The organism is Austwickia chelonae NBRC 105200 (assembly GCF_000298175.1).
GTDB classification, from domain to species: Bacteria; Actinomycetota; Actinomycetes; order Actinomycetales; family Dermatophilaceae; genus Austwickia; species Austwickia chelonae.
In genome coordinates this window covers 1-18,424 of the sequence record NZ_BAGZ01000024.1, presented here as the reverse complement: position 1 = coordinate 18,424, position 18,424 = coordinate 1, and the positions used below count along the sequence as shown (strand labels likewise).

18 protein-coding genes are annotated in these 18,424 nt (G+C 67.3%); 10 read left to right on the top strand and 8 right to left on the bottom strand.

Translation table 11 applies throughout. From position 1 onward, the window contains the following. Positions 1 to 99: 99 nt before the first annotated feature. From AUCHE_RS14710 to AUCHE_RS14700, 3 genes are all read left to right on the top strand, one after another. Positions 100 to 1,479 carry a UTP--glucose-1-phosphate uridylyltransferase gene (locus AUCHE_RS14710; RefSeq protein WP_006504123.1) on the top strand — a complete coding sequence of 460 codons (1,380 nt, stop codon included), beginning with the start codon at positions 100 to 102 and terminating at the stop codon, positions 1,477 to 1,479. A gap of 5 nt (positions 1,480 to 1,484) precedes the next feature. Then, positions 1,485 to 2,156, top strand: coding sequence for a SanA/YdcF family protein (locus AUCHE_RS14705; protein ID WP_006504122.1), 672 nt, complete (start codon positions 1,485 to 1,487; stop codon positions 2,154 to 2,156). 218 nt (positions 2,157 to 2,374) lie between these two features. Continuing rightward, a complete protein-coding gene (locus tag AUCHE_RS14700; protein WP_006504121.1) occupies positions 2,375 to 2,704 on the top strand; it encodes a pentapeptide repeat-containing protein in 330 nt (109 codons plus the stop codon). Between the two features lie 39 nt (positions 2,705 to 2,743). On the opposite strand, the gene AUCHE_RS14695 is transcribed toward AUCHE_RS14700, so the two are convergent. Then, positions 2,744 to 3,508 (bottom strand): response regulator transcription factor, encoded by a 765-nt coding sequence (locus tag AUCHE_RS14695; protein ID WP_006504120.1) that lies wholly within the window; start codon positions 3,506 to 3,508, stop codon positions 2,744 to 2,746. 71 nt (positions 3,509 to 3,579) lie between these two features. Continuing rightward, on the bottom strand, positions 3,580 to 4,650 hold the full coding sequence (locus AUCHE_RS14690; RefSeq protein WP_006504119.1) for a tartrate dehydrogenase: 1,071 nt from the start codon (positions 4,648 to 4,650) through the stop codon (positions 3,580 to 3,582). Positions 4,651 to 4,782: 132 nt separating this feature from the next. On the opposite strand from AUCHE_RS14690, the gene AUCHE_RS14685 reads away from it, so the two are divergent. Both AUCHE_RS14685 and AUCHE_RS14680 read left to right on the top strand, forming a co-directional pair. After that, positions 4,783 to 6,033: an MFS transporter gene (locus AUCHE_RS14685; protein WP_006504118.1), complete on the top strand. Its 1,251-nt coding sequence runs from the start codon at positions 4,783 to 4,785 to the stop codon at positions 6,031 to 6,033. 88 nt (positions 6,034 to 6,121) lie between these two features. Further along, positions 6,122 to 7,186 (top strand): nitronate monooxygenase, encoded by a 1,065-nt coding sequence (locus AUCHE_RS14680; protein WP_040322825.1) that lies wholly within the window; start codon positions 6,122 to 6,124, stop codon positions 7,184 to 7,186. A 27-nt stretch (positions 7,187 to 7,213) separates the two neighbouring features. Here the strand turns inward: AUCHE_RS14680 and AUCHE_RS15940 are convergent, their stop codons facing one another. The 3 genes from AUCHE_RS15940 to AUCHE_RS14670 form a co-directional block, all read right to left on the bottom strand. Next, positions 7,214 to 7,516 carry a hypothetical protein gene (locus tag AUCHE_RS15940; RefSeq protein WP_006504116.1) on the bottom strand — a complete coding sequence of 101 codons (303 nt, stop codon included), beginning with the start codon at positions 7,514 to 7,516 and terminating at the stop codon, positions 7,214 to 7,216. A gap of 52 nt (positions 7,517 to 7,568) precedes the next feature. After that, positions 7,569 to 8,036, bottom strand: a complete 468-nt coding sequence (locus AUCHE_RS14675) for a hypothetical protein (RefSeq protein WP_006504115.1) — start codon at positions 8,034 to 8,036, stop codon at positions 7,569 to 7,571. 297 nt (positions 8,037 to 8,333) lie between these two features. Then, positions 8,334 to 8,906 (bottom strand): TetR/AcrR family transcriptional regulator, encoded by a 573-nt coding sequence (locus AUCHE_RS14670; RefSeq protein ID WP_006504114.1) that lies wholly within the window; start codon positions 8,904 to 8,906, stop codon positions 8,334 to 8,336. A 182-nt stretch (positions 8,907 to 9,088) separates the two neighbouring features. On the opposite strand from AUCHE_RS14670, the gene AUCHE_RS14665 reads away from it, so the two are divergent. After that, positions 9,089 to 12,022, top strand: coding sequence for an FAD-binding and (Fe-S)-binding domain-containing protein (locus AUCHE_RS14665; RefSeq protein ID WP_006504113.1), 2,934 nt, complete (start codon positions 9,089 to 9,091; stop codon positions 12,020 to 12,022). On the opposite strand, the gene AUCHE_RS14660 is transcribed toward AUCHE_RS14665, so the two are convergent. Together AUCHE_RS14660 and AUCHE_RS14655 are read right to left on the bottom strand one after the other, a co-directional pair. Continuing rightward, positions 11,977 to 12,993 carry an ROK family protein gene (locus tag AUCHE_RS14660; protein WP_052024949.1) on the bottom strand — a complete coding sequence of 339 codons (1,017 nt, stop codon included), beginning with the start codon at positions 12,991 to 12,993 and terminating at the stop codon, positions 11,977 to 11,979. The genes AUCHE_RS14665 and AUCHE_RS14660 overlap by 46 nt on opposite strands. Then, entirely contained in the window at positions 12,990 to 14,246 is a 1,257-nt protein-coding gene (locus AUCHE_RS14655; RefSeq protein ID WP_006504111.1) for a saccharopine dehydrogenase family protein, read from the bottom strand. The genes AUCHE_RS14660 and AUCHE_RS14655 overlap by 4 nt, the downstream gene beginning before the upstream one ends. Positions 14,247 to 14,504: 258 nt before the next feature. On the opposite strand from AUCHE_RS14655, the gene AUCHE_RS14650 reads away from it, so the two are divergent. Further along, positions 14,505 to 15,011 carry a hypothetical protein gene (locus AUCHE_RS14650; protein WP_006504110.1) on the top strand — a complete coding sequence of 169 codons (507 nt, stop codon included), beginning with the start codon at positions 14,505 to 14,507 and terminating at the stop codon, positions 15,009 to 15,011. Positions 15,012 to 15,188: 177 nt separating this feature from the next. Here the strand turns inward: AUCHE_RS14650 and AUCHE_RS16840 are convergent, their stop codons facing one another. Next, positions 15,189 to 15,374: a hypothetical protein gene (locus AUCHE_RS16840; RefSeq protein ID WP_143115265.1), complete on the bottom strand. Its 186-nt coding sequence runs from the start codon at positions 15,372 to 15,374 to the stop codon at positions 15,189 to 15,191. A gap of 389 nt (positions 15,375 to 15,763) precedes the next feature. Here AUCHE_RS16840 and AUCHE_RS14645 point away from each other — a divergent pair, with 389 nt between their 5' ends. The 3 genes from AUCHE_RS14645 to AUCHE_RS16835 all read left to right on the top strand — a co-directional run. Further along, on the top strand, positions 15,764 to 16,990 hold the full coding sequence (locus AUCHE_RS14645) for a TerC family protein (protein ID WP_006504108.1): 1,227 nt from the start codon (positions 15,764 to 15,766) through the stop codon (positions 16,988 to 16,990). Between the two features lie 10 nt (positions 16,991 to 17,000). Beyond that, a complete protein-coding gene (locus AUCHE_RS14640) occupies positions 17,001 to 17,744 on the top strand; it encodes a hypothetical protein (RefSeq protein WP_006504107.1) in 744 nt (247 codons plus the stop codon). Between the two features lie 303 nt (positions 17,745 to 18,047). After that, positions 18,048 to 18,424: hypothetical protein (locus AUCHE_RS16835; RefSeq protein WP_006504106.1), on the top strand; the 377-nt coding region annotated here is incomplete at its 3' end.

Here is an 18,424-nt window from a genome sequence, read left to right as displayed (position 1 = left end):
TTCCATAACACTGGATTAACTTTTGAGTTGAGCAGCAAACCTCTTGTTAAGCATGCGCTCCCACCCGGGATCTCCCTGTGCCCCAGATAAGCTGGCCGTATGAGCGCAGAGGGCTTGGCACAGGCGCAGGACAAGATGGCCCGGGAGGGCATCTGCCAGGAAGCGATCGACGTCTTCAGCCACTACTACCGAGAACTCGAGGGCGGAGCCACCGGCCTCATCCCCGAGAGCAGCATCGACCCGCTCCCCCGCCCCCCGCATCTGACCGATATCGACATCGACGACCACGAGGCCCGGGCCGCCCTGGACCGCACCGTCGTCCTCAAACTCAACGGCGGCCTGGCCACCTCCATGGGGATGTCCCGGGCGAAATCCCTGCTCGAGGTCAGCGACGGACGCAGCTTCCTCGACCTGATCTGCGCCCAGGTACGCCATGCCCGCCAGGAGTACGGCGCCCGTCTACCCCTGCTGTTCATGAACAGCTTCCGCACCAGCGCGGACACCCTCGAAGCGATGAAGGCCCACCCCGACATCGCCTACGACGGGCTCCCCCTGGACTTCGTGCAGAACTCCGAACCCAAGCTGCGCGCCGACGATCTCACCCCCGTCACCTGGCCGGACGACCCCGAACTCGAGTGGTGCCCGCCCGGACACGGCGACCTCTACACGGCGCTGCTGGCCACCGGCATCCTGGAGAAACTCATCGACATGGGTTTCCGCTATGCCACCGTCAGCAACTCGGACAACCTGGGCGCCACCCCCGATCCCCGCATCGCCGGGTGGTTCGCCGCCTCCGGGGCGCCCTATGCCGCCGAGGTCTGCCGTCGCACCGTCGGCGACCGCAAGGGCGGGCACCTGGCCGTCCGCAAGGCCGACGGACGTCTCGTCCTGCGTGAGACGGCGCAGACCTCCGACGAGGACATGGTCCATTTCACCGACGAGAAGGTGCACGCCTTCGTCAACACCAACAACCTGTGGTTCGACCTCGAACAGCTTCTGGACGTGCTGCGTTCCCGGGACGGCGTCCTGGGGCTGCCGCTGATCCGCAATGCCAAGACGGTCGACCCTGCCGACCCGTCGTCGCCGAAGGTGTACCAGATCGAGAGCGCGATGGGGGCCGCCGTGGAGATCTTCGACGGCGCCCAGGCCATCGAGGTCGACCGCACCCGTTTCCTCCCGGTGAAGACCACCAACGATCTGCTGTTGATGCGCTCGGACGCCTACCGGGTCGCCGGGAATGGCACTGTCGCCCGGGTCAGCGCGTGCATCCCCACCGTGAACCTGGACGACCGGTACTACCGGCGGATCACCGACTTCGAGGAGCGTTTCCCGCACGGTTCCCCTTCGTTGAAGGAGACGGTGTCCTTGACCGTGCGCGGCGACTGGTCGTTCGGCGCAGGAGTCTCCTGCGTCGGGGAGGTCTCCTTGGCGGAGCACGACGAGCCGCAGAGCATTCCTGACGGCGCGGTGCTGCGGTAAGCCGGGTGAGGCCGATCGGACGGGCCCTTCTCGGCGTGGGCTGTCTCGCCGGGGTCGGTGCCGGGGCGGTCTGTGGTGCCCTCGGGCTGAGTCGGCTGTGGGTGCGGGTGGCCTCCCGGGGCCGGTCGTATCCGGCGGGTGATGTCCCCGATCGGGAGGTGGCGCTCGTCTTGGGTGCGGGATTGCGCGAGAACGGCACTCCCACGCCATATCTGGCGGGGCGATTGGACGTGGCCCGCGACCTGTTCGACCGGGGCGCGGTCCGGGCGATCCTCGTCTCGGGGGACAACCGACGTGCCGATTACAACGAGCCGCAGTCGATGTACGACTACCTGGTGGAGGCCGGGGTGCCCGGTGATCGGATCGTCCGCGACCACGCCGGTCTCGATACCTACGACTCGTGCCGTCGTGCGCGGGATGTCTTCGGGGTGACCTCGGTCGTGCTGGTCAGTCAGAGCTACCACCTGCCTCGGGCGCTGGCGATCTGCCGGGCGCTCGGGTTGGATGCGGTGGGCGTGGGGGACGAGAGCGGCCGGCTGAGCGAGGACACGTGGGTGGCCGGTGAACAGCGGGAGTTCTTCGCCGGGGTGAAAGCGGCCTGGGATGTGCTCTCCCGCCGCGATCCGCTACTGGGTGAGCCGGAGTCGTCCCTGTCGGACGCTGTCCGCCGAGGTTGATCTGTCGAGGATGACCCGACCTTCCGCGAGTGCCGAGCGGGAGGCCGGGTCGCTGTCGTCGTCGGGGTCGGAGCACTGGTGACCGCCGGTGTCCGGGGGCTCCTTTTCTGGGTATCCGCGCACTTCACAGAAGCTTCACAGGGTGAGCACCGGTGCTTTCACAGGCTGCGACTTGTCTGGTCCTCAACACGTTCCACCGTTGCTTCCAGGAGGACCTCATGAACCGTTCCCGTATCGCCGCTGCTGCTCTTCTCGGCCTCGCTCTTGCCGGTGGGATCGGCGGCAGCGCGCATGCCGGCAACTTCACGCAGAGCAACTTCACGCAGTCGAACTTCACGCAGAGCAATTTCACGCAGTCGAACTTCACCCAGTCCAATTTCACCCAGAGCAACTTCACCCAGTCGAACTTCACGCAGTCCAACTTCACCCAGTCCAACTTCACGCAGTCGAACTTCACCCAGAGCAACTTCACCCAGAGCAAGGTCGATGCGCCGACCACCGATCAGGACGTCATCGCGTTCTGGGCCGAGGCCGGACTCTTCGGCTGACCCGGCAGCGGGCCGACGTCGTCGACAGCCCCGCGCAGGTCATTCGGGGATACCCGCGCCGGCGACCGAGTGCGCCCCCGACCAGGTGAACGGTTGGGGGCGCAGGAGGAATTTGTAGCCGACACCGCGCACGGTGCCGATCATCCTCGGATGCGCCGCGTCATCACCCAAGGCTCTACGGATGTTGCGGACGTGCACATCGACGACCCGTTCGTCGCCGTAGAAGTCGTACCCCCAGACACGTTCGAGGAGTTTCGCCCGGGAGAAAACCCTTCCCGGGTCCTCGACCAGCGTCCACAGCAGGTCGAACTGCAAGGTGGACAGGGCGACCTCGCGTCCCTTGGCGTAGACCTCGCGGCGGCGGCAGTCGACGATCAGGTCGGTGAAGCGCCGGATCTCCCCGGCCTCGATCAACATGGGGTGGCCGAGCGCCCGGCTGGCCCGACGCAGCACCGTGTTGACGCGGGCGACGACCTCGCGGGGGCTGAACGGTTTGGTGATGTAGTCGTCCGCGCCGACGGCCAGTCCCACCAGTTTGTCGACCTCGTCGGCGCGCGCGCTGACCAGGATGACGCAGACGTCGCTGCCTGTGCGGAGGCGTCGTAGTACTTCGAGTCCGTCGATATCGGGCAGTCCCAGGTCGAGCAGGACGACGTCGGGGTGGATGCGTCGGGCCGTGTCGACGGCGTCGAGTCCGGTACTCACCTCGTCGACGGCGAAACCGTCCGTTTCGAGGTATGGCCGCAGCAGGTGACGGATATGGGTCTCGTCGTCGACGATGAGGACTTGTCTTCGCTGCGTCATGTCATCTCCCGGCCCTCCAGCTCACTTCATTGTGAGTGGAACGTCTGCTCCTGTGATGTCCGATGCGCAGGTCAGCCCGCGGAGAGGCGTTCGATGACAGCGTCGACCACCTCTCGAGTGTTCGCTGATCCCCCTAAATCCGGTGTGAGACAACGGGAATGATTGATAACAGCGGTCATGGCGCTGAAAATCTCAGCGGCGGCCTCCGCTTCCCCCAGATGTTCGAGCATCATCACTCCGGCCCAGATCGCGCCCAACGGATTCGCCACTGCCTGACCGGCGATATCCGGTGCGGATCCGTGCACCGGTTCGAACATGCTCGGGAATTCCCGTTCGGGGTTGATATTCCCTGCCGGGGCGATCCCGATCGACCCGGCCACTGCTGCGGCCAGGTCCGACAGGATGTCCCCGAACAGGTTCGAGGCCACGATCACGTCGTACTCCTTCGGTCGTAGAACGATCTTCGCCGCGAGGGCGTCGATGTGCTCGGATCCGAAGTCCACCTCCTGGCCCGCCAGGCGCCGCTGTGCGACCAGGTCGGCCACCACCTCGTCCCAGAAGGGCATCGTGTGGATGATGCCATTGCTCTTGGTCGCGCTGGTCAACCTGCCGCGGCGCTGCTCGGCCAGGTCCAGGGCATACCGGGCCACCCGTTCCACCCCGCGGCGGGTGAACAGGGACTGTTGGCTCGCCTGCTCCCAGGGTGTCCCGACGTACGACCGCCCGCCGACGTCCGAGTACTCGCCCTCGACGTTCTCCCGGACCACCACCAGGTCGGTGCCCACTGCCTCACGCAGCGGGCCGGGCGCGCCCTCGAAGACCCGGATCGGGCGCAGGTTCACGTACTGGTCGAATTCCCGGCGCAACGGGATGAGCAGCCCCCACAGACTCACGTGGTCGGGGACTCTCGGGTAACCGACGGCGCCCAGGAGGATCGAGTCCGCGTGCCGGAGCCGGGCGATCCCGTCGGCCGGCATCATCGCGCCGGTCGCCGCGTGTCGTTCGCATCCCCAGTCGAACTCCTCGCCGGCCATCGAGAAACCGTGCCGGGCCCCCGCAGCGGTCAGTACCGCCCAGGCCGCAGGCAGTACCTCGCGGCCGATGCCGTCACCAGGAATCAGGGCGATCCGATGGATTCTCATGCGACACAGTATCGTCCGCGCACTGTGCTGTGCAGACATTCTGCCTAGCACGCAACCGACGTACGACGGACGGCAGCCGCTCCCCTACCCTTGACTGGGCATTTCGTCAGGTGCGGGAAGGATGATCGGGGAATGGGGGCACGACCTCGCCGGGAATGGATCCCGAGGGGGCCGTCGGCACACGTCTGGGCCGAACCGGAACACCTGTGGACACGTTCGTTCATCCTGCTGGGGACCAGCAATTTCTGTCTCGCCATGGTCTTCTACCTCTTCATGCCGACCATGGCCCAGTACACCCGGCAGGCCTTCGGGGCCGATGCCGTCGACGCCGGGATCGCCACCGGGATGTTGATCGTCGGGGCCATCGTGGCGCGGGTGTTCGCCGGGAAATATCTCGACATCGTCGGCCGTAAGAAGATGTTGATCGCCGCGACCTTGGTCTATTCGCTGTTCAGCGGGGCTCAGGCCGTCGCTCCCACGCTGGGGATGTTGGAAGCTGCCCGGTTCGTCGCCGGGCTCGGTTTCGGCGCTGCTTCGACGGCCATGTCCGCCAGCGTGCAGGGTGTCATCCCTCCTCGTCGGCGTGGTGAAGGAACCGGATGGTTCGGTCTGTCGTCCACCCTGGCCACTGCGGCAGGGCCCTTGCTCGGGCTGACGATCGGGCACCACTGGGGGATCCGGGCGTCCTTCCTCGTCGGGACGGTCTTCTGCCTGTTCGGCACCGTCTTCGCCCTGGGGGTGCGATTGCCGCGGGTCGAGGTCACGCCCGAGCAGCGTCGCGCCGCGCACAGCTACCATCCCCGCGAGGTCGTGGAGACCTCGGCTCTGCCGATCGCCGTCCTGATGACTCTGTTGGGCACCGCCTATTCGGGGGTGCTCACCTTCTTGGGGCCGTTCACCACGGAGGCCGGCTTCGCCGAAGCGGCGGGGCTCTTCTTCCTCGGTTATGCGGTGACCACGGTGACCTGTCGGCCGTTGACCGGTCGGCTCCTCGACCTGCGCGGCGACCGGATCGTGATGTATCCGACGCTGTTGGCCTTCGCCGGATCGATGGCTCTGCTCGCCGTGGCCGATTCGACGGGGGCCGTCCTGGCCTCGTCCGCATTGTGCGGCGTGGGTTTCGGCACCCTCATGTCCAGTGCTCAGGCCATCGTCGCCGCGCTGGCTCCGCCGCATCGCATCGGGTTGGCCACGTCCACGTTCTTCCTGTTGTTCGACGTCGGCACCGGGTTGGGTCCGATGTTCCTGGGTGTCGTCGTCACCGCTGTCGGATATCGGGGGATGTACGGCGTTCTCGCCGTGGTCGTCCTGCTGGCTCTTCCGCTGTACCACCTGGTGCACGGGCGGCGTGGGCTCGGCCCGTTGGCCCGGATGGCCGGCTGATCCGGGCGGGAGTCTTTCCGGGCGGGGGTCTTTCCGGTCGGGGTGCGCCGGGGCGGGTTCCTCGAGGCGCCATGGCAGGGTGGAGACCATGGCTGCTCGTATCGACTTGTCCCAGTTGGCTGCTCCGGTGATCGCCGCGCCGATGGCCGGTGGCCCGAGCACCCCGGAACTGGTCGCGGCGGTCTGTGGCGCAGGCGGGCTGGGTTTCCTGGCAGGCGGTGATACCTCCGCTGTCGACCTCGCGGCTCAGATCACGTTGGTGCGTGAGCTCACCGAACGTCCTTTCGGGGTGAACCTCTTCGTTCCGCAGGCTCCCCCGGCCGGTGCCCGCGCCGAGGAGGTCCGTACCCATCTGGCTGCTTACCGGGGTGCATTGCTGCCCGATGCGAGGCGGCTGGGGGTCGACCTGCCGGTCTCGCTCGTGGACGAGGAGTACGACCGGTCGGATCAGTGGGACGAGAAGATCGCGCTGCTCACTCTCGTCGATCCGGTTGCGGTCGTCTCTTTCACCTTCGGCCTGCCCGGGCCTGGACTCGTGGAGGACCTGCATGCGGTCGGCACCTCCGTCCTGGCCACGGTCACGACGGTCGAGGAAGCCCGCCGGGCCCGTGATCTCGGCGTGGACGCCCTCGTCGTGCAGGGTTTCGAGGCCGGTGGGCACCGCGGGACCCACCGTGTCGACGATGTCCCCAACACTCTCGACCATCTGGCGCTGCTGCCGATGATCGCCGACCTCGGTCTGCCGATGATCGCCGCGGGAGGGGTCACCACGGCCGGGGATCTGCAACGCGCCCGCGCTGCCGGGGCGGTGGCCGTCCAGGTCGGGACTGCTTTCCTGCTCGCCCCCGAGGCCGGCACCGGGGCTGTCCATCGGATGGCGCTTTCCGATCCGGCCGGGGTGTCGACGGTGACCCGGGCGTTCACGGGGCGGGCAGCGCGTGGGCTGCGCAACCGTTTCGTGGCGGAGCACGACGGGCAGGCCCCGAGCGCCTACCCTGACGTGCGCCGGCTGACGGCTCCGTTGAGGGCTGCGGCTGCTGCGGCCGGTGATCTCGGCGGCGTGTCCGTGTGGGCCGGTTCCGGGTGGCGTGCCGCTACCGAGGAGCCCGCGGCCCAGATCGTCCGGCGGTTGGCCGGGGGCGAGTGCCGGTAGACCGTAGGGCCTCGACGTGCCGGTGGATCACCGGTTCTTCCGGGGAGAGACAGGACCCTCGTCGGCGGCGGTTCGGGGGCTCTTTGCGATCTTGCCTTTCACGCCCAGCACAAAGGCCACGAAAAGTGATCCTCCCGCTGCTACTTGCGCCCAGTAGAAAATGATCAACGGCATCGTCGGGGATGGCTCTCGATAAATATTTTCGAGACCGAAGACGATCATGACCAGGGCAAATGCCAGCCAGAGGGTGAGCTCACCCCAGGAGTTCCCCGACGAACGCTTGGCCACCTCGAATTTCCCCACTTTACATGAGTAGATACCATCGATCATGAGTGATGTCGGGCAGGTTTAAACAGCCCCCACCCCGTGGAAACAGGCAACCTCACGGTTCTGAGCCGCCACCGGATACATATTCCCCGAGCACTTTTTCCATATTCACATCATAAACAGGAATCCGGACCGGATCCTGAGAATATCCCGCCGCGTCCAGATCGTTGACCAGGATATAGCCGACCCTGCCATTGGTTGCCCTGGCCTGAATCAGATCAGGCATGACGCCGATTTCCGCACCGTCAGCCATTTTGCCATAATGCTGGCCCTTGTCGTTCGTCAGAAAATGACTCAACAACTCGTCCCGCCTCCCCTCCTGGCCCGGTGGCACCTGCCCCGGCGGCAATGACGGCTTCGCCGACCTGGCCTCCCGAGACGCCCCTGGAGGAGGCACAGAAATCTCCTTGACCTCCGGTTGACCACCAGATGTCGCGACAGCCCTGGCCACCACACCCACCCCACCGACGAGCGCCGCCCCCAAGACCACACCGGTCACGATCCGCTTGACCCTGGAAGTCATCGACACCCTCCTCAGAAATGGACAGTTGACTCTCGACGAGTGCAAGAACGCGCGGCGATCTCTTGCCTGGAACTCACTTCTCAAAGCGAGGGAAAATCCACCCCGAGCCGCATGTGAAACGCCCCACCCATGAACCACATGACATGTATTCCTGAGGGCACTTTAACTGTCGACATACCGACCGGGGAAGGGCGAAACCGCATGGACTCACCGCCGCACGAGCCGCCGCACAACCCCTCAACGGTCAGTCGGTCTTCCTGAACACAAGACTCGCCACGAGCCCCCGGCCCGGACGCGCTACACCGCCAACGCCCGCCGCAGGAAGACCACCGTCCGTCCGACGACCTCCTCCAGAGGAACACCCCGCTCCAACAGAGTCACCGCGCCATGGACCGTCCCCTCGACGAGCGCTGTGACCGTATCGACGTCCTCGACCCCGGTGTCGACGACGATGTCGCGCAGCGGGCGGGCGATCTCCCGGTGAAGTTCACGCAGCCGCTCCCGGCAGGACGGCGGCGGTTCGACCCCGGCCAGAAGAGTAGGCCGATGCCCTCGTCGGGCAGCGATCAGAGTGGTACGGACATAGGCGTCGATGCGGGCGTCGATGTCGTCACCGGCCTGGGCGAGCGCTTCGTCGAGATCGCGGCGGCATCCGCGCAGCAGCTCCTCGAAAGCGGCACCCAACAGGTCACCGCCGGTGGGGAAGTACTGGTAGACGCTGGTGCGGGCCAACCCGGTCATCTTGGCGACCGCGGCCGGAGTGAGCGCGGCAGGACCGGATTCGACCAGCAGGGAGACGGCGTTGTCGACGACGGCGCGTCGTCTCATCGCACGGTGTTCGGCGACGGTGGGGGCCTGGATCTTCGGCACGGCGCACTCCTGGCCTGGGTGGTCTTCTCCTGAGGGAGTGTACGAAGGATGCCCCGGCGCTTCGGGGTCGACCCCGCCGACGGGCTGTCCGTCCGTCCGCTGCACCCGGCCTGCGGGCAGTACTGTCGAAGGACGTCCCGGAGGACATCTGCCGGGGCCGTTCCGACTCAGGAGGAGAGCCGGTGCAGAAACCTTCCCGCGGTGACCGGCACCCGCCGGTCCGCACCGATGCGACGACGCGCGCCGCGTACACCTCCGATGCGGGCCTGTACCGGCGTTGGCCGGCCGCAGTGGCCGAGCCCGGATCGGTGGCGCAGGTGCGTGCCGCGATCGCAGCAGCGCGGGAACAGGGATGGCCGGTGGTTCCCCGAGGCGGCGGCACCTCGGTCGCCGGGAATGCCGTCTCCACGGGGATGGTGTTGGACCACAGCAGGTTCCACAACCGGATCGTGGCGATCGACCCGGTGGCCCGTACCGCTCGGGTGCAGCCCGGTGTCATCTGCGACACCCTCCGGGAAGCAGCCCGCGCCCACGGCCTGACCTACGGCCCGGACCCGTCGACGCACAGCCGCGCGACGATCGGCGGGATGGTCGCGAACAATGCCTGCGGTTCCCATTCGGTGGCCTGGGGCACGTCCGCGCAGAACCTGACCACGGTGCGCCTGATCCTGGCCGACGGGCGCGAGATCGCCGCCGGACGAGGATGGTGTTCCGACCCGGTGATCGAGGACGCCCTACGGACGCTGGTCGCCGGGAACGAAGAGCTGATCCGCCGCGAGCTGGGACGTTTCCCCCGGCAGGTGTCCGGGTACGGCCTGCACCATCTGCTGCCGGAACACGGTTTCGACGTGGCGAAGGCGCTGGCCGGCAGCGAGGGCACCCTGGGGGTGTTCACCGAACTGACCGTGGCCCTGGTCGAACCGCCCGCGGCGACGGCCTTGCTCGTCCTGGCCTATGACGACCCGTTCGCGGCGGCCGCGGCCGCGCCCCGGCTCAGGGTCCCCGGCGTGTTGACCGTCGAAGGGATGGGTGCCGACCTGGTGGCGGCGCTGCGCACCAGGCCGGGCCGGGAGGACGCCGGCCGGGAACTTCCACCGGGAGGTGCCTGGCTGTACTGCGATGTCGCCGGAGCCGACCCGCAGGCCGCACAGGCCGCCGCGGAGTCTCTCCTGGCAGCGGCGACAGCCCGCGGCGACGACCCCGGCGACGACGACCCGGCCACCGTGGGTGGAGCCGTCGCCCGCGGAGTCGTGGTGACCGACCCCGCCGCCTGCCGTGCCCTGTGGAAGATCCGGGAGGACGCCGCCGGGATCACGACCCGCCGCGCGGACGGCGGCGAAGCCTGGCCCGGCTGGGAGGACTCCGCCGTCCCCCCGGAGAACCTGAGCGCCTACCTCCGCGACCTCTACACCCTGATGGACCGGCAAGGACTGCAGGGCATCCCCTTCGGGCACTTCGGAGAAGGCTGCGTGCACGTCCGGATCGACTTCGACCTGGCCACCGCCGCAGGCGTCGACCGTTATCGCGCCTTCATCGCCTCGGCGGCCGAACTGGTCGTCCGGTACGGCGGTTCGGTCTCCGGGGAGCACGGCGACGGACGCGCCCGGAGCGAACTGCTGGCCACCATGTACTCCCCGGAGATGTTGGCCCTCTTCCGCCGGTTCAAAACGATCTTCGACCCCGACGGGGTGTTCAACCCGGGAGTGCTGGTCGACCCCGAACCCCTCGACGACGACCTGCGCCCCGGCCCGGGGCTGCGCAGCCACGACGTCACCACGGTGCACGCCCTGCACGGCGACGGCGGCAGTTTCGCCCGAGCCGTCACCCGCTGTGTCGGCGTAGGCCTCTGCCGAGACGCCTCCGGCGGGATGTGCCCCTCCTACCAGGCCACGAAGGACGAGGTCGCCTCCACGCGAGGACGGGCCCGGGTGCTCGCCGAGATGGTCCGTGGCGAACATCTCGACGGATGGCGGTCGACAGCGGCCCGCGAAGCCCTCGACCTGTGCCTGTCGTGCAAGGCGTGCGCCACCGAATGCCCGGTCAATGTCGACATGGCGACCTACAAGTCCGAATTCCTGCACCGTCATTACGCCGGGCGGATCCGGCCGAGAGCCCACTACTCGATGGGATGGCTCCCCGTGGTCTCCGCAGCGGTCTCCGCGGCCCCAGGTCTGGGCCCCCTGGCCAACAGGATGTTCTCGATCCGACCCGTCGAACGCCTCGCCCTCCGCGCGGCCGGGGTCGAACCACGCCGCCGGATGATCCCCTTCGCGTCGATGTCCTTCGTCGCCTGGTGGCGGAACCGCCGACGTGACCCCGGCGCGCGCCCCGAGAACGCGACCCCCGTGGTGCTCTGGCCGGACACCTTCAACAACCACCACAGTCCGCAGATCGCCATCGCCGCGACCCGGGTCCTGGAAGCACTCGGCTGCGAGGTCGTCGTCCCCACTGCCCCGGTCTGTTGCGGTCTGACCTGGCATTCGACCGGCCAGCTCGACATGACCCGTCGTGTGCTGCGCCGCACCCTGGACGTCCTGGCCCCGCATCTGGCCGAAGGACGAGATGTCGTCGTCCTGGAGCCGAGCTGCGCGGTGATGCTCGCCGACGCCGCGGAGCTGTTCCCCGACGATGCTCGCGCTGTCGCCTTGGGGACGGCGGTGCACACCCTGGGTGAGTTCGTCGACGCGCGGACGCGGCAGGGGGGTGCCGTCTGGCCGTTCACCGCGGTGGCCGGTTCGGGTCCGTTGGTCACCCAGGTGCATTGTCATCAGCGTGCCCGGCGGGGGTTCGAGGCGGACCGTCGGGTGTTGGGCCGGTTGGGCTGGCAGGTCGACGAGGTCGGTGCCGGATGTTGTGGGCTGGCGGGCAACTGGGGTTTCGAGCCGGGACATTTCGAGGTCTCCCAGGCGTGCGCCGAACGGGAGCTGTATCCGAAGGTCCGCGCCGGTGGTGGTGCCCGGGCTCGTGTCGCCGCCGACGGTTTCAGCTGTCGCACCCAGGTGGGGCAGGGCACCGGCGCGCAGGCCAGGCATCTGGCCGAGTTGTTGGCGCGGGCGTTACCCGGACGGGGTCACAGCCATTCCCGGGGTCGGGGTGTGGGGGACGTGCCGGAGTAGGTGGCCTGCCGGGCGGCTCGTTCGGCAGTGTCCCAGGCCAGTCTGGCTGCTCCGACCAGGGCGGCTTCGTGGCCGAGTTCGGCACGACGTACGGGCAGGCCGGTCAGTTCCTCGATGAGGGTGGCGCGCAGGGCTTCTTCCATGGGGGCCCACCAGCAGGGCCCTGCTTCGGGGACGGGTCCGCCGATCACCGCGATCTCGCAGTCGACCACATTGGCCAGTGCCCCTACGGTGGTGCCGAGGGCGGCCGCGCAGAAAGCGACCGTCTCCAGGGCGACCGGTTCGCCGCGTTCGGCGGCGAAGATCACCCCTTGTCCGGTGGGTAGGTGTCCGCCGCCACGTCGTTCGTACTCGGCGCGGATGGCCGGCCCGGAGGCGACGGCTTCCACGTGGGACTCTTTGCCGCAGGTGCAGGTCAGGCCGAGTGCTTGCGGGCTGATGGTGTGGCCGATCTGCCCGGCGACGCATCGGGCGCCTTGCCAGGGTCGGCCGTGGATCAGTAGGGATCCGTGGACTCCGGAGCCGACGCCGATGAAGATCGCCGTGTTCGCGCCGGCCGCGGCGCCGCGCCAGGCCTCGCCGAGGGCGTAGGCGTGCACGTCGGTGGCGGCGTGCACGGGCAGGTGTGCTGCGGCGGTGATCCGGGCGGTCAGTGCGGTGCCGGCGTACCCGGTGAAATGGGCGGGTGCGGAGACGACCTGCCCGGAGCGGTCGATCACTCCTTCGCTGCCGATCCCGACCGCGACCGTCCGGTGGTCCCGGGGTGCGGTGCTGCGGGCCTGTTCGATCAGACGGAGAGTCTGGGCGACGACGGCGTCCCCGCCTCGCCGGGTGGGGGTGGCCACCTGGTAGACGAGTTCGCCTTCGTCGCCGGTGACCAGGTTGCCGTCGTGGTCGACCAGTGTCGCGGAGATCGCGATGCCGTCGATGTGGACGGCGACGACCAGCTCGCGCAGGGAGCGTCCGTTCATGGGGTGGGTGTCGGTTCGGGGCCGCCGCTCTCCCGGCGGGTGTCGATGATGAACCCTTGGGCGCGCAACCGGTCGGTGAGGATGTTCCCGATCCCGGTGGCGGGTGTCAGGACCCCGGCCCGGTCGGGGAGCTGTTCGCCGAGGGCGAGGGCCAGCGCCGATTCGCCGATCATCGCGGCGGTGCCGGTGTATCCGGGGTCCTTGCGGGCGCCGAACCGGGTGATCCACGACGCGCCACCGGTGGTTTCCGCGTGGAGTTCCACCATGAAGCGTCCTCTGGCGAGGCAGATCTCGCTGGGTCCTTGGCCGGGGCCGGGCAGGATCCGTCGGCACAGCGCCCTGGTCGGGGCGGAGGACAATCCGGTCACCAGTGCGGCTTGGCCGGTGGCGAGGGCTCCGGCGCGGACGGCGCCGAGGGGGCTCCGTCCGGTGGTGAGTGCTTCGTGGTAGCGGAGGGTGCGTCCGTAGGACCAGTCGGTGAGGGCGTTGCTGCGGCGCACGATCTGCGCGTTGAAGGCGGAGAGCAGGTAGGGCGTCTCCCAGTGGGGGATGCTGCGGGCCCGTCCGACGTGCAGGCGGTTCCGGACGGTGCGTGGTTCGGGTTCGTCGTCCCGGGCGGGGCTCAGCGCGTAGGGGTCGGCGGCGAGGCGGGCTTTGTCCCGGTCCGTCTGCCTGGCGCGGATGTCCTCGGCGAGGGAGGCGAGGGTGCCGCCGGAGGCGCCGCCGCGTAGGTCGCGCCAGTAGGCGTCGACCTGTGCGAGGTGGCCGTCGCCGGCTTGGTGGGCGGCGAGCGCGGTGGTGAGGACGGCCAGGTCGGAGGGGACGGCGTCGGCGCCGCAGCTGTGCACGATGCGGGCTCCGCTGTTTCGGGCTGCGCGGTCGAAGCAGTCGATGCTGTCTCGGACGAAGAGGACTTCTCCGGTGAGGTCGGTGTAGTGGGTGCCTGCGGTGGCGCAGGCGCCGACGAGGGCGAGTCCTCTTCCGTGGTAGGGGCCGACGGTGGAGATGACGACCTGGGTGCGGCGGGCGATTTCCTGCAGGGAGGGGATGTCCTCGGAGTCTGCGCGGAGCGCGGGCCAGGAGACGGCTTCTCCGCCGAGCCAGCGGCGGACCGCTTCGAGGCGGTTGAGGGATCGTCCGGCGAGCGCGATGCGGAGGTCGCCCGGGGCGTGGTGCAGGAGGTGTCTGGCGATGAGCCTGCCGACGTAGCCGGTCGCACCGAAGAGGACGATGTCGTATTCGCGTTCGTGCATGGTGGTGACGCTACCGATGTCGGGGGGATCTGGTGGGCTTCTTGGGGCAGGTGCGCAAGACCGTTGTCGATCAGTGTCCGTGCTGGGTCGTCGGCCGGTCGTCGTGGGGGTGGGTGCGGCCGTGCGGCGTGTCTGTTCGACACGCCGTCGCACACCGAAAAGTGTCCGTTCGGAACCCTTCAGCGGTTCGTGGGCGGGGCCGATGGGGTGTGGGAGACCTCTTGTCTTGCCGCCCATCCTCGGATGTGAAGGATCACGATGGACATCGACACCGCCGCCGAGGCGACGACTGTGACGAAGAAGACCGTGGCGAAGGTGCGCCCGCCCAGGCATGTGCATCCGTCGTTGCTTCCGGCGATGGCGGAGCGGGACATGTTGACCGTGTTCGCTGCGGGGCAGGATGTGCCGCCGTTGGCGCCGAGGACGGTGCGTCTGGAGGGTGATCAGATCGTGCAGGTGGACGGGGTTTCCCCGGACGAGGACCTGTTCGTGATCCCGATCTCGTATCAGGGTGTGTTGCCGGAGGATGCCGGTGCTCATCTGGCGCGGGACATGTTCACGTTGTCCTTGGTGGCGTCGGCGCATCCGGGGAGTCGTGCGGTGTTGCTTTTCGCCTGTGAGGAGGCCCGCGATTCGGCGAAGGCCCTGGTGGGCGGTTTGGATCGGCGGGGTGAGATCTCTTTGGAGGTCGTGGATCTGGGTGTGGAATGGCGGGAGCGTCTGGTGGAGGGTGTTCGTCCGGCGGGGAGGCATCGCGCGGGGTGAGTGTGGCTGTCGGGTCGGCAGTGTCCGTGGCGGGTCGGCCTGGGACGCCGCAGAGGGAGGGCTGCTGTCAGCGGCCCTCCCTCTGTGTGTTCGCTCTGGTGTTGTCGTGACTTTCCGTCGTTCTCACTGGCCTTTCTTATGCCGGTGGAAACGTTTTCAAGGGGTCTGAAAACGTTTTCATTGTGTGTTGGAAACGTTTTCAGAATCGTTGCCCTGGGAGGCCGTCGGCCAGCTCCGGCCATTTCGTCCCGACAGGCTGGAAATGATGCGGCTCGCGTCGATCCCCTGGAGTTCGACGTGGCGCAGCTGCCGCCTCGCGACCGGAGTTGTTTGCGTGTCCTGCGTAATCGTGGTGACACCCATGATCAGTTGGCCTCCATAGTTCTTCCCCTCAAGTGACTTCCATGTCACTGTCGGCCCTCACCGACGCGGTTAACTTTACTGAACCTTTGCAGTTAAAGTCACCAGTAAATGTCGACATTCGTGTCGGACGACCTGACTGTTAAGACTCGTTCGCACCGTTTAAGTCTCGCCACCTGCACGGTCGTGGTCGATGTTTGCGCTCCGTCGACCGATTTTTATGGAAAATTCACCTTCTCCGTGAGCGCGCCCCTCTCGGATTCCCAGCCCGGCCCGCAATCCTTCGCCCCGGCGACCCGCCCTGCTTCAGCCGATATATCCGTTTGAGGAACAAAGGAACCGGCCGACGCGTTCCCCCGTTCCGACGTCCCCACACCACCTTGAGGCCCTCCATGACCGTTTCCCTGTCGGCCTGGATCGCATCCATCGCGCTGATCGTCGCCCTGCTCGTCTACGACTTCTTCTTCCACGTCCGCAAGGCCCATACGCCGACCTTGCGTGAGGCGGCGATCTGGTCGGCGCTCTACGTCGGTATCGCGATCGTCTTCGGTCTCGGTCTCTTCGCCCTCGGCGGTTCCCAGATGGGCACCGAGTACTTCGCCGGTTACATCACGGAGAAGGCCCTGTCGGTCGACAACCTCTTCGTCTTCCTGATCATCATGAGCAGTTTCCGGGTGCCCAGCGCGGACCAGCAGAAGGTCCTGCTCTTCGGCATCGTGATCGCCCTGATCGCCCGCACGGCCTTCATCTTCGTCGGCGCCGCGATGATCGACCGGTTCGCCTGGGTCTTCTACCTCTTCGGAGTGGTCCTCCTGGCCACGTCGGGACACATGCTCGTCGGCCATGACAACGACGACGCGGACAATGTGATCATCCGAATCGCCAAGAAATTCATCCATACAACTGATCATTACGATGGCGACCGACTTTTCACGACGGTCGACGGAAAACGTGTGATGACTCCGATGCTGCTCGTCATGGTGGCGATCGGCGGCACCGACATCATGTTCGCGTTGGATTCCATTCCGGCGATCTTCGGGCTCACTCAATCCACTTTCATCGTTTTCACCGCAACGGCTTTCTCCCTCATGGGACTCCGGCAGTTGTACTTCCTACTGGACGGTCTACTTGATCGACTGATCTATTTGTCGTGGGGGTTGGCGACGATCCTCGGCTTCATCGGCATCAAACTGATCCTGCACGCCCTCCACGAAAACAATGTGGCGATCATCAACGACGGAAACCCCGTGAAGGTCGTGGAGATCTCGGTCGAGTTCTCCCTCCTGGTCATCGTCGGTGTGCTCGCGCTCACGGTCATCGCTTCCCTGTTGAGCCCCCGGGGGAAAGCGGTCACCACGATCAACAACATCCGTCGCCATGTCGACCAATATCTCGACCTCGGATTCGAGAGCGACCAGGCCGTCCGCGAGCAGAACTACAGCCGCCTCATGCAGGAGGAAGCCGCGCTGGCAGCGCTACCCGTGAAGTACCGTCGTCTCATCCGTGAAGAGCCTCAGCTGCTGGCCCGGCTGAAGGAAGCCCACGAGACACACGACCGCTACCTCCAGCAGCAACCGGCGGAGACCGAGAACCGGCAGCCGCCGCCCGAAAAAGCCTAGGACGGAACCCGTGACCTCTCCTGAGACAGCGATCCCCCACCCCGCGTCCGCCGAGGCGGCGCCGACGGTCCGGGGGCGTGCGGGCCGGACCACCGGAGCGTTCCTCGTCCTCGTCGCGGGCGCTCTGGCCCTGGCCGGCTGCGGGGGCGGAGACCGACCGGTCACCCAGGAGAAGGTCCGCGGCGCGCTCGTCGAGACCGGGGACATCCCCGGACAGAACTGGTCGGCCGGGGAAGCCAACGAAGTCGCTCCCGAACGTGAGGACACCTCCGTCAGTGAATTCCTCAACCAGTCCGAAGGGGTTTCCGAAGCCTGCCGAAATGCCCTCGCCCAGTTCAATGCCCAGCTCGGTAAACCGTCGGCGTACGCGCAGCTGACTTTCTCCCAGCCCTCGGAGTCCGCTATCGGTGGGCGAGAACTCTCCGTCACCGTCCGCGGATATCAGGAGAATTTCCCCGAGCTGCCGGACCCGCAGAAAGTAGTCGGCACCTGCCCTTCCTTCGACCTCTCCCGGGAAGGCCAGCAACTGTCGGTGAAACTCCGCAAACCCACCTATGAGACGAAGGGATCCTCGGCACTGGGGATGGACATCACCATGGGCACCGAGAAGATCTCCTTGGACATGGTGCGCGCCCCGCAAGGAGGAAACCTGGTGAGCCTGAGTCTCACCGGTGTCGACGAGAAGGCCAACAAAGAAGTCCTCGAGAAAGTACTGACGAAACAACTCGAGAAGGTGAAGTCCTCCGCCGGATGATCCCGGACCGGACCGATCCCGAACCCGACATCGGGGCTGCCCGGCCGGTGAGATCCCCTTCTCACCGACCGGGCAGCGGCGACAACAGCCCCGGGAGCACCGAAGACACCCCGGGACAACCCCAGAAAGACTCTCCACGAAGCCCGGTGGCCCACACCCGCCCGGCCGTCCACACCCCGCCCCGTCGACACGCCACCCACGGTATGCAAAATCAGTTGCCCCACCCCCCAGGTGATAAGGCAGTCTGAGAACCGACACACACGCGCAGGGACGCGCCCCCGCGGCAGCACAGAGCCAGGCCCGATGCCGCCGCCCCGTAGCGCCGATTCACCGTCGAATCGCCAGGGCTACGACACCACCACCGCATCGACGTACGACGACGCCTGCCCCGCGGCGGCACCCACCGGTCGGCCACCGACCGTCAGTCTGCCCGCGAGCGCCGGGAAGGTCGACGACGTCCTGCGGCGCGAAGAACCCCGTCCGACCCACCTAGACGATGCACGACAGCCCGCCGCCCGACCAGGGCTGTCACCCCGAAGACCAGTGAAGAAAGACGAGATCATGAACGTCCACCTCATCCACATGACCCGGCATCTGCCCCTGCACGACAGGGGCTCGGATCGCCCGCGCACCCGCCGCGCCGCCGAGATCACCCTCCAGGTGCGCCGGACCGCCCGCAG

What these genes read in the sequence shown, in the direction of transcription:
- AUCHE_RS14710 (WP_006504123.1), top strand. Translation starts at nt 100, where the DNA reads ATGAGCGCAGAGGGCTTGGCACAGGCGCAGGACAAGATGGCCCGGGAG.
- AUCHE_RS14700 (WP_006504121.1), top strand. Translation starts at nt 2,375, where the DNA reads ATGAACCGTTCCCGTATCGCCGCTGCTGCTCTTCTCGGCCTCGCTCTT.
- AUCHE_RS14695 (WP_006504120.1), bottom strand. Translation starts at nt 3,508, where the DNA reads ATGACGCAGCGAAGACAAGTCCTCATCGTCGACGACGAGACCCATATC.
- AUCHE_RS14690 (WP_006504119.1), bottom strand. Translation starts at nt 4,650, where the DNA reads ATGAGAATCCATCGGATCGCCCTGATTCCTGGTGACGGCATCGGCCGC.
- AUCHE_RS14685 (WP_006504118.1), top strand. Translation starts at nt 4,783, where the DNA reads ATGGGGGCACGACCTCGCCGGGAATGGATCCCGAGGGGGCCGTCGGCA.
- AUCHE_RS14680 (WP_040322825.1), top strand. Translation starts at nt 6,122, where the DNA reads ATGGCTGCTCGTATCGACTTGTCCCAGTTGGCTGCTCCGGTGATCGCC.
- AUCHE_RS15940 (WP_006504116.1), bottom strand. Translation starts at nt 7,516, where the DNA reads ATGATCGATGGTATCTACTCATGTAAAGTGGGGAAATTCGAGGTGGCC.
- AUCHE_RS14675 (WP_006504115.1), bottom strand. Translation starts at nt 8,036, where the DNA reads ATGACTTCCAGGGTCAAGCGGATCGTGACCGGTGTGGTCTTGGGGGCG.
- AUCHE_RS14660 (WP_052024949.1), bottom strand. Translation starts at nt 12,993, where the DNA reads ATGAACGGACGCTCCCTGCGCGAGCTGGTCGTCGCCGTCCACATCGAC.
- AUCHE_RS14655 (WP_006504111.1), bottom strand. Translation starts at nt 14,246, where the DNA reads ATGCACGAACGCGAATACGACATCGTCCTCTTCGGTGCGACCGGCTAC.
- AUCHE_RS14650 (WP_006504110.1), top strand. Translation starts at nt 14,505, where the DNA reads ATGGACATCGACACCGCCGCCGAGGCGACGACTGTGACGAAGAAGACC.
- AUCHE_RS16840 (WP_143115265.1), bottom strand. Translation starts at nt 15,374, where the DNA reads ATGGGTGTCACCACGATTACGCAGGACACGCAAACAACTCCGGTCGCG.
- AUCHE_RS14645 (WP_006504108.1), top strand. Translation starts at nt 15,764, where the DNA reads ATGACCGTTTCCCTGTCGGCCTGGATCGCATCCATCGCGCTGATCGTC.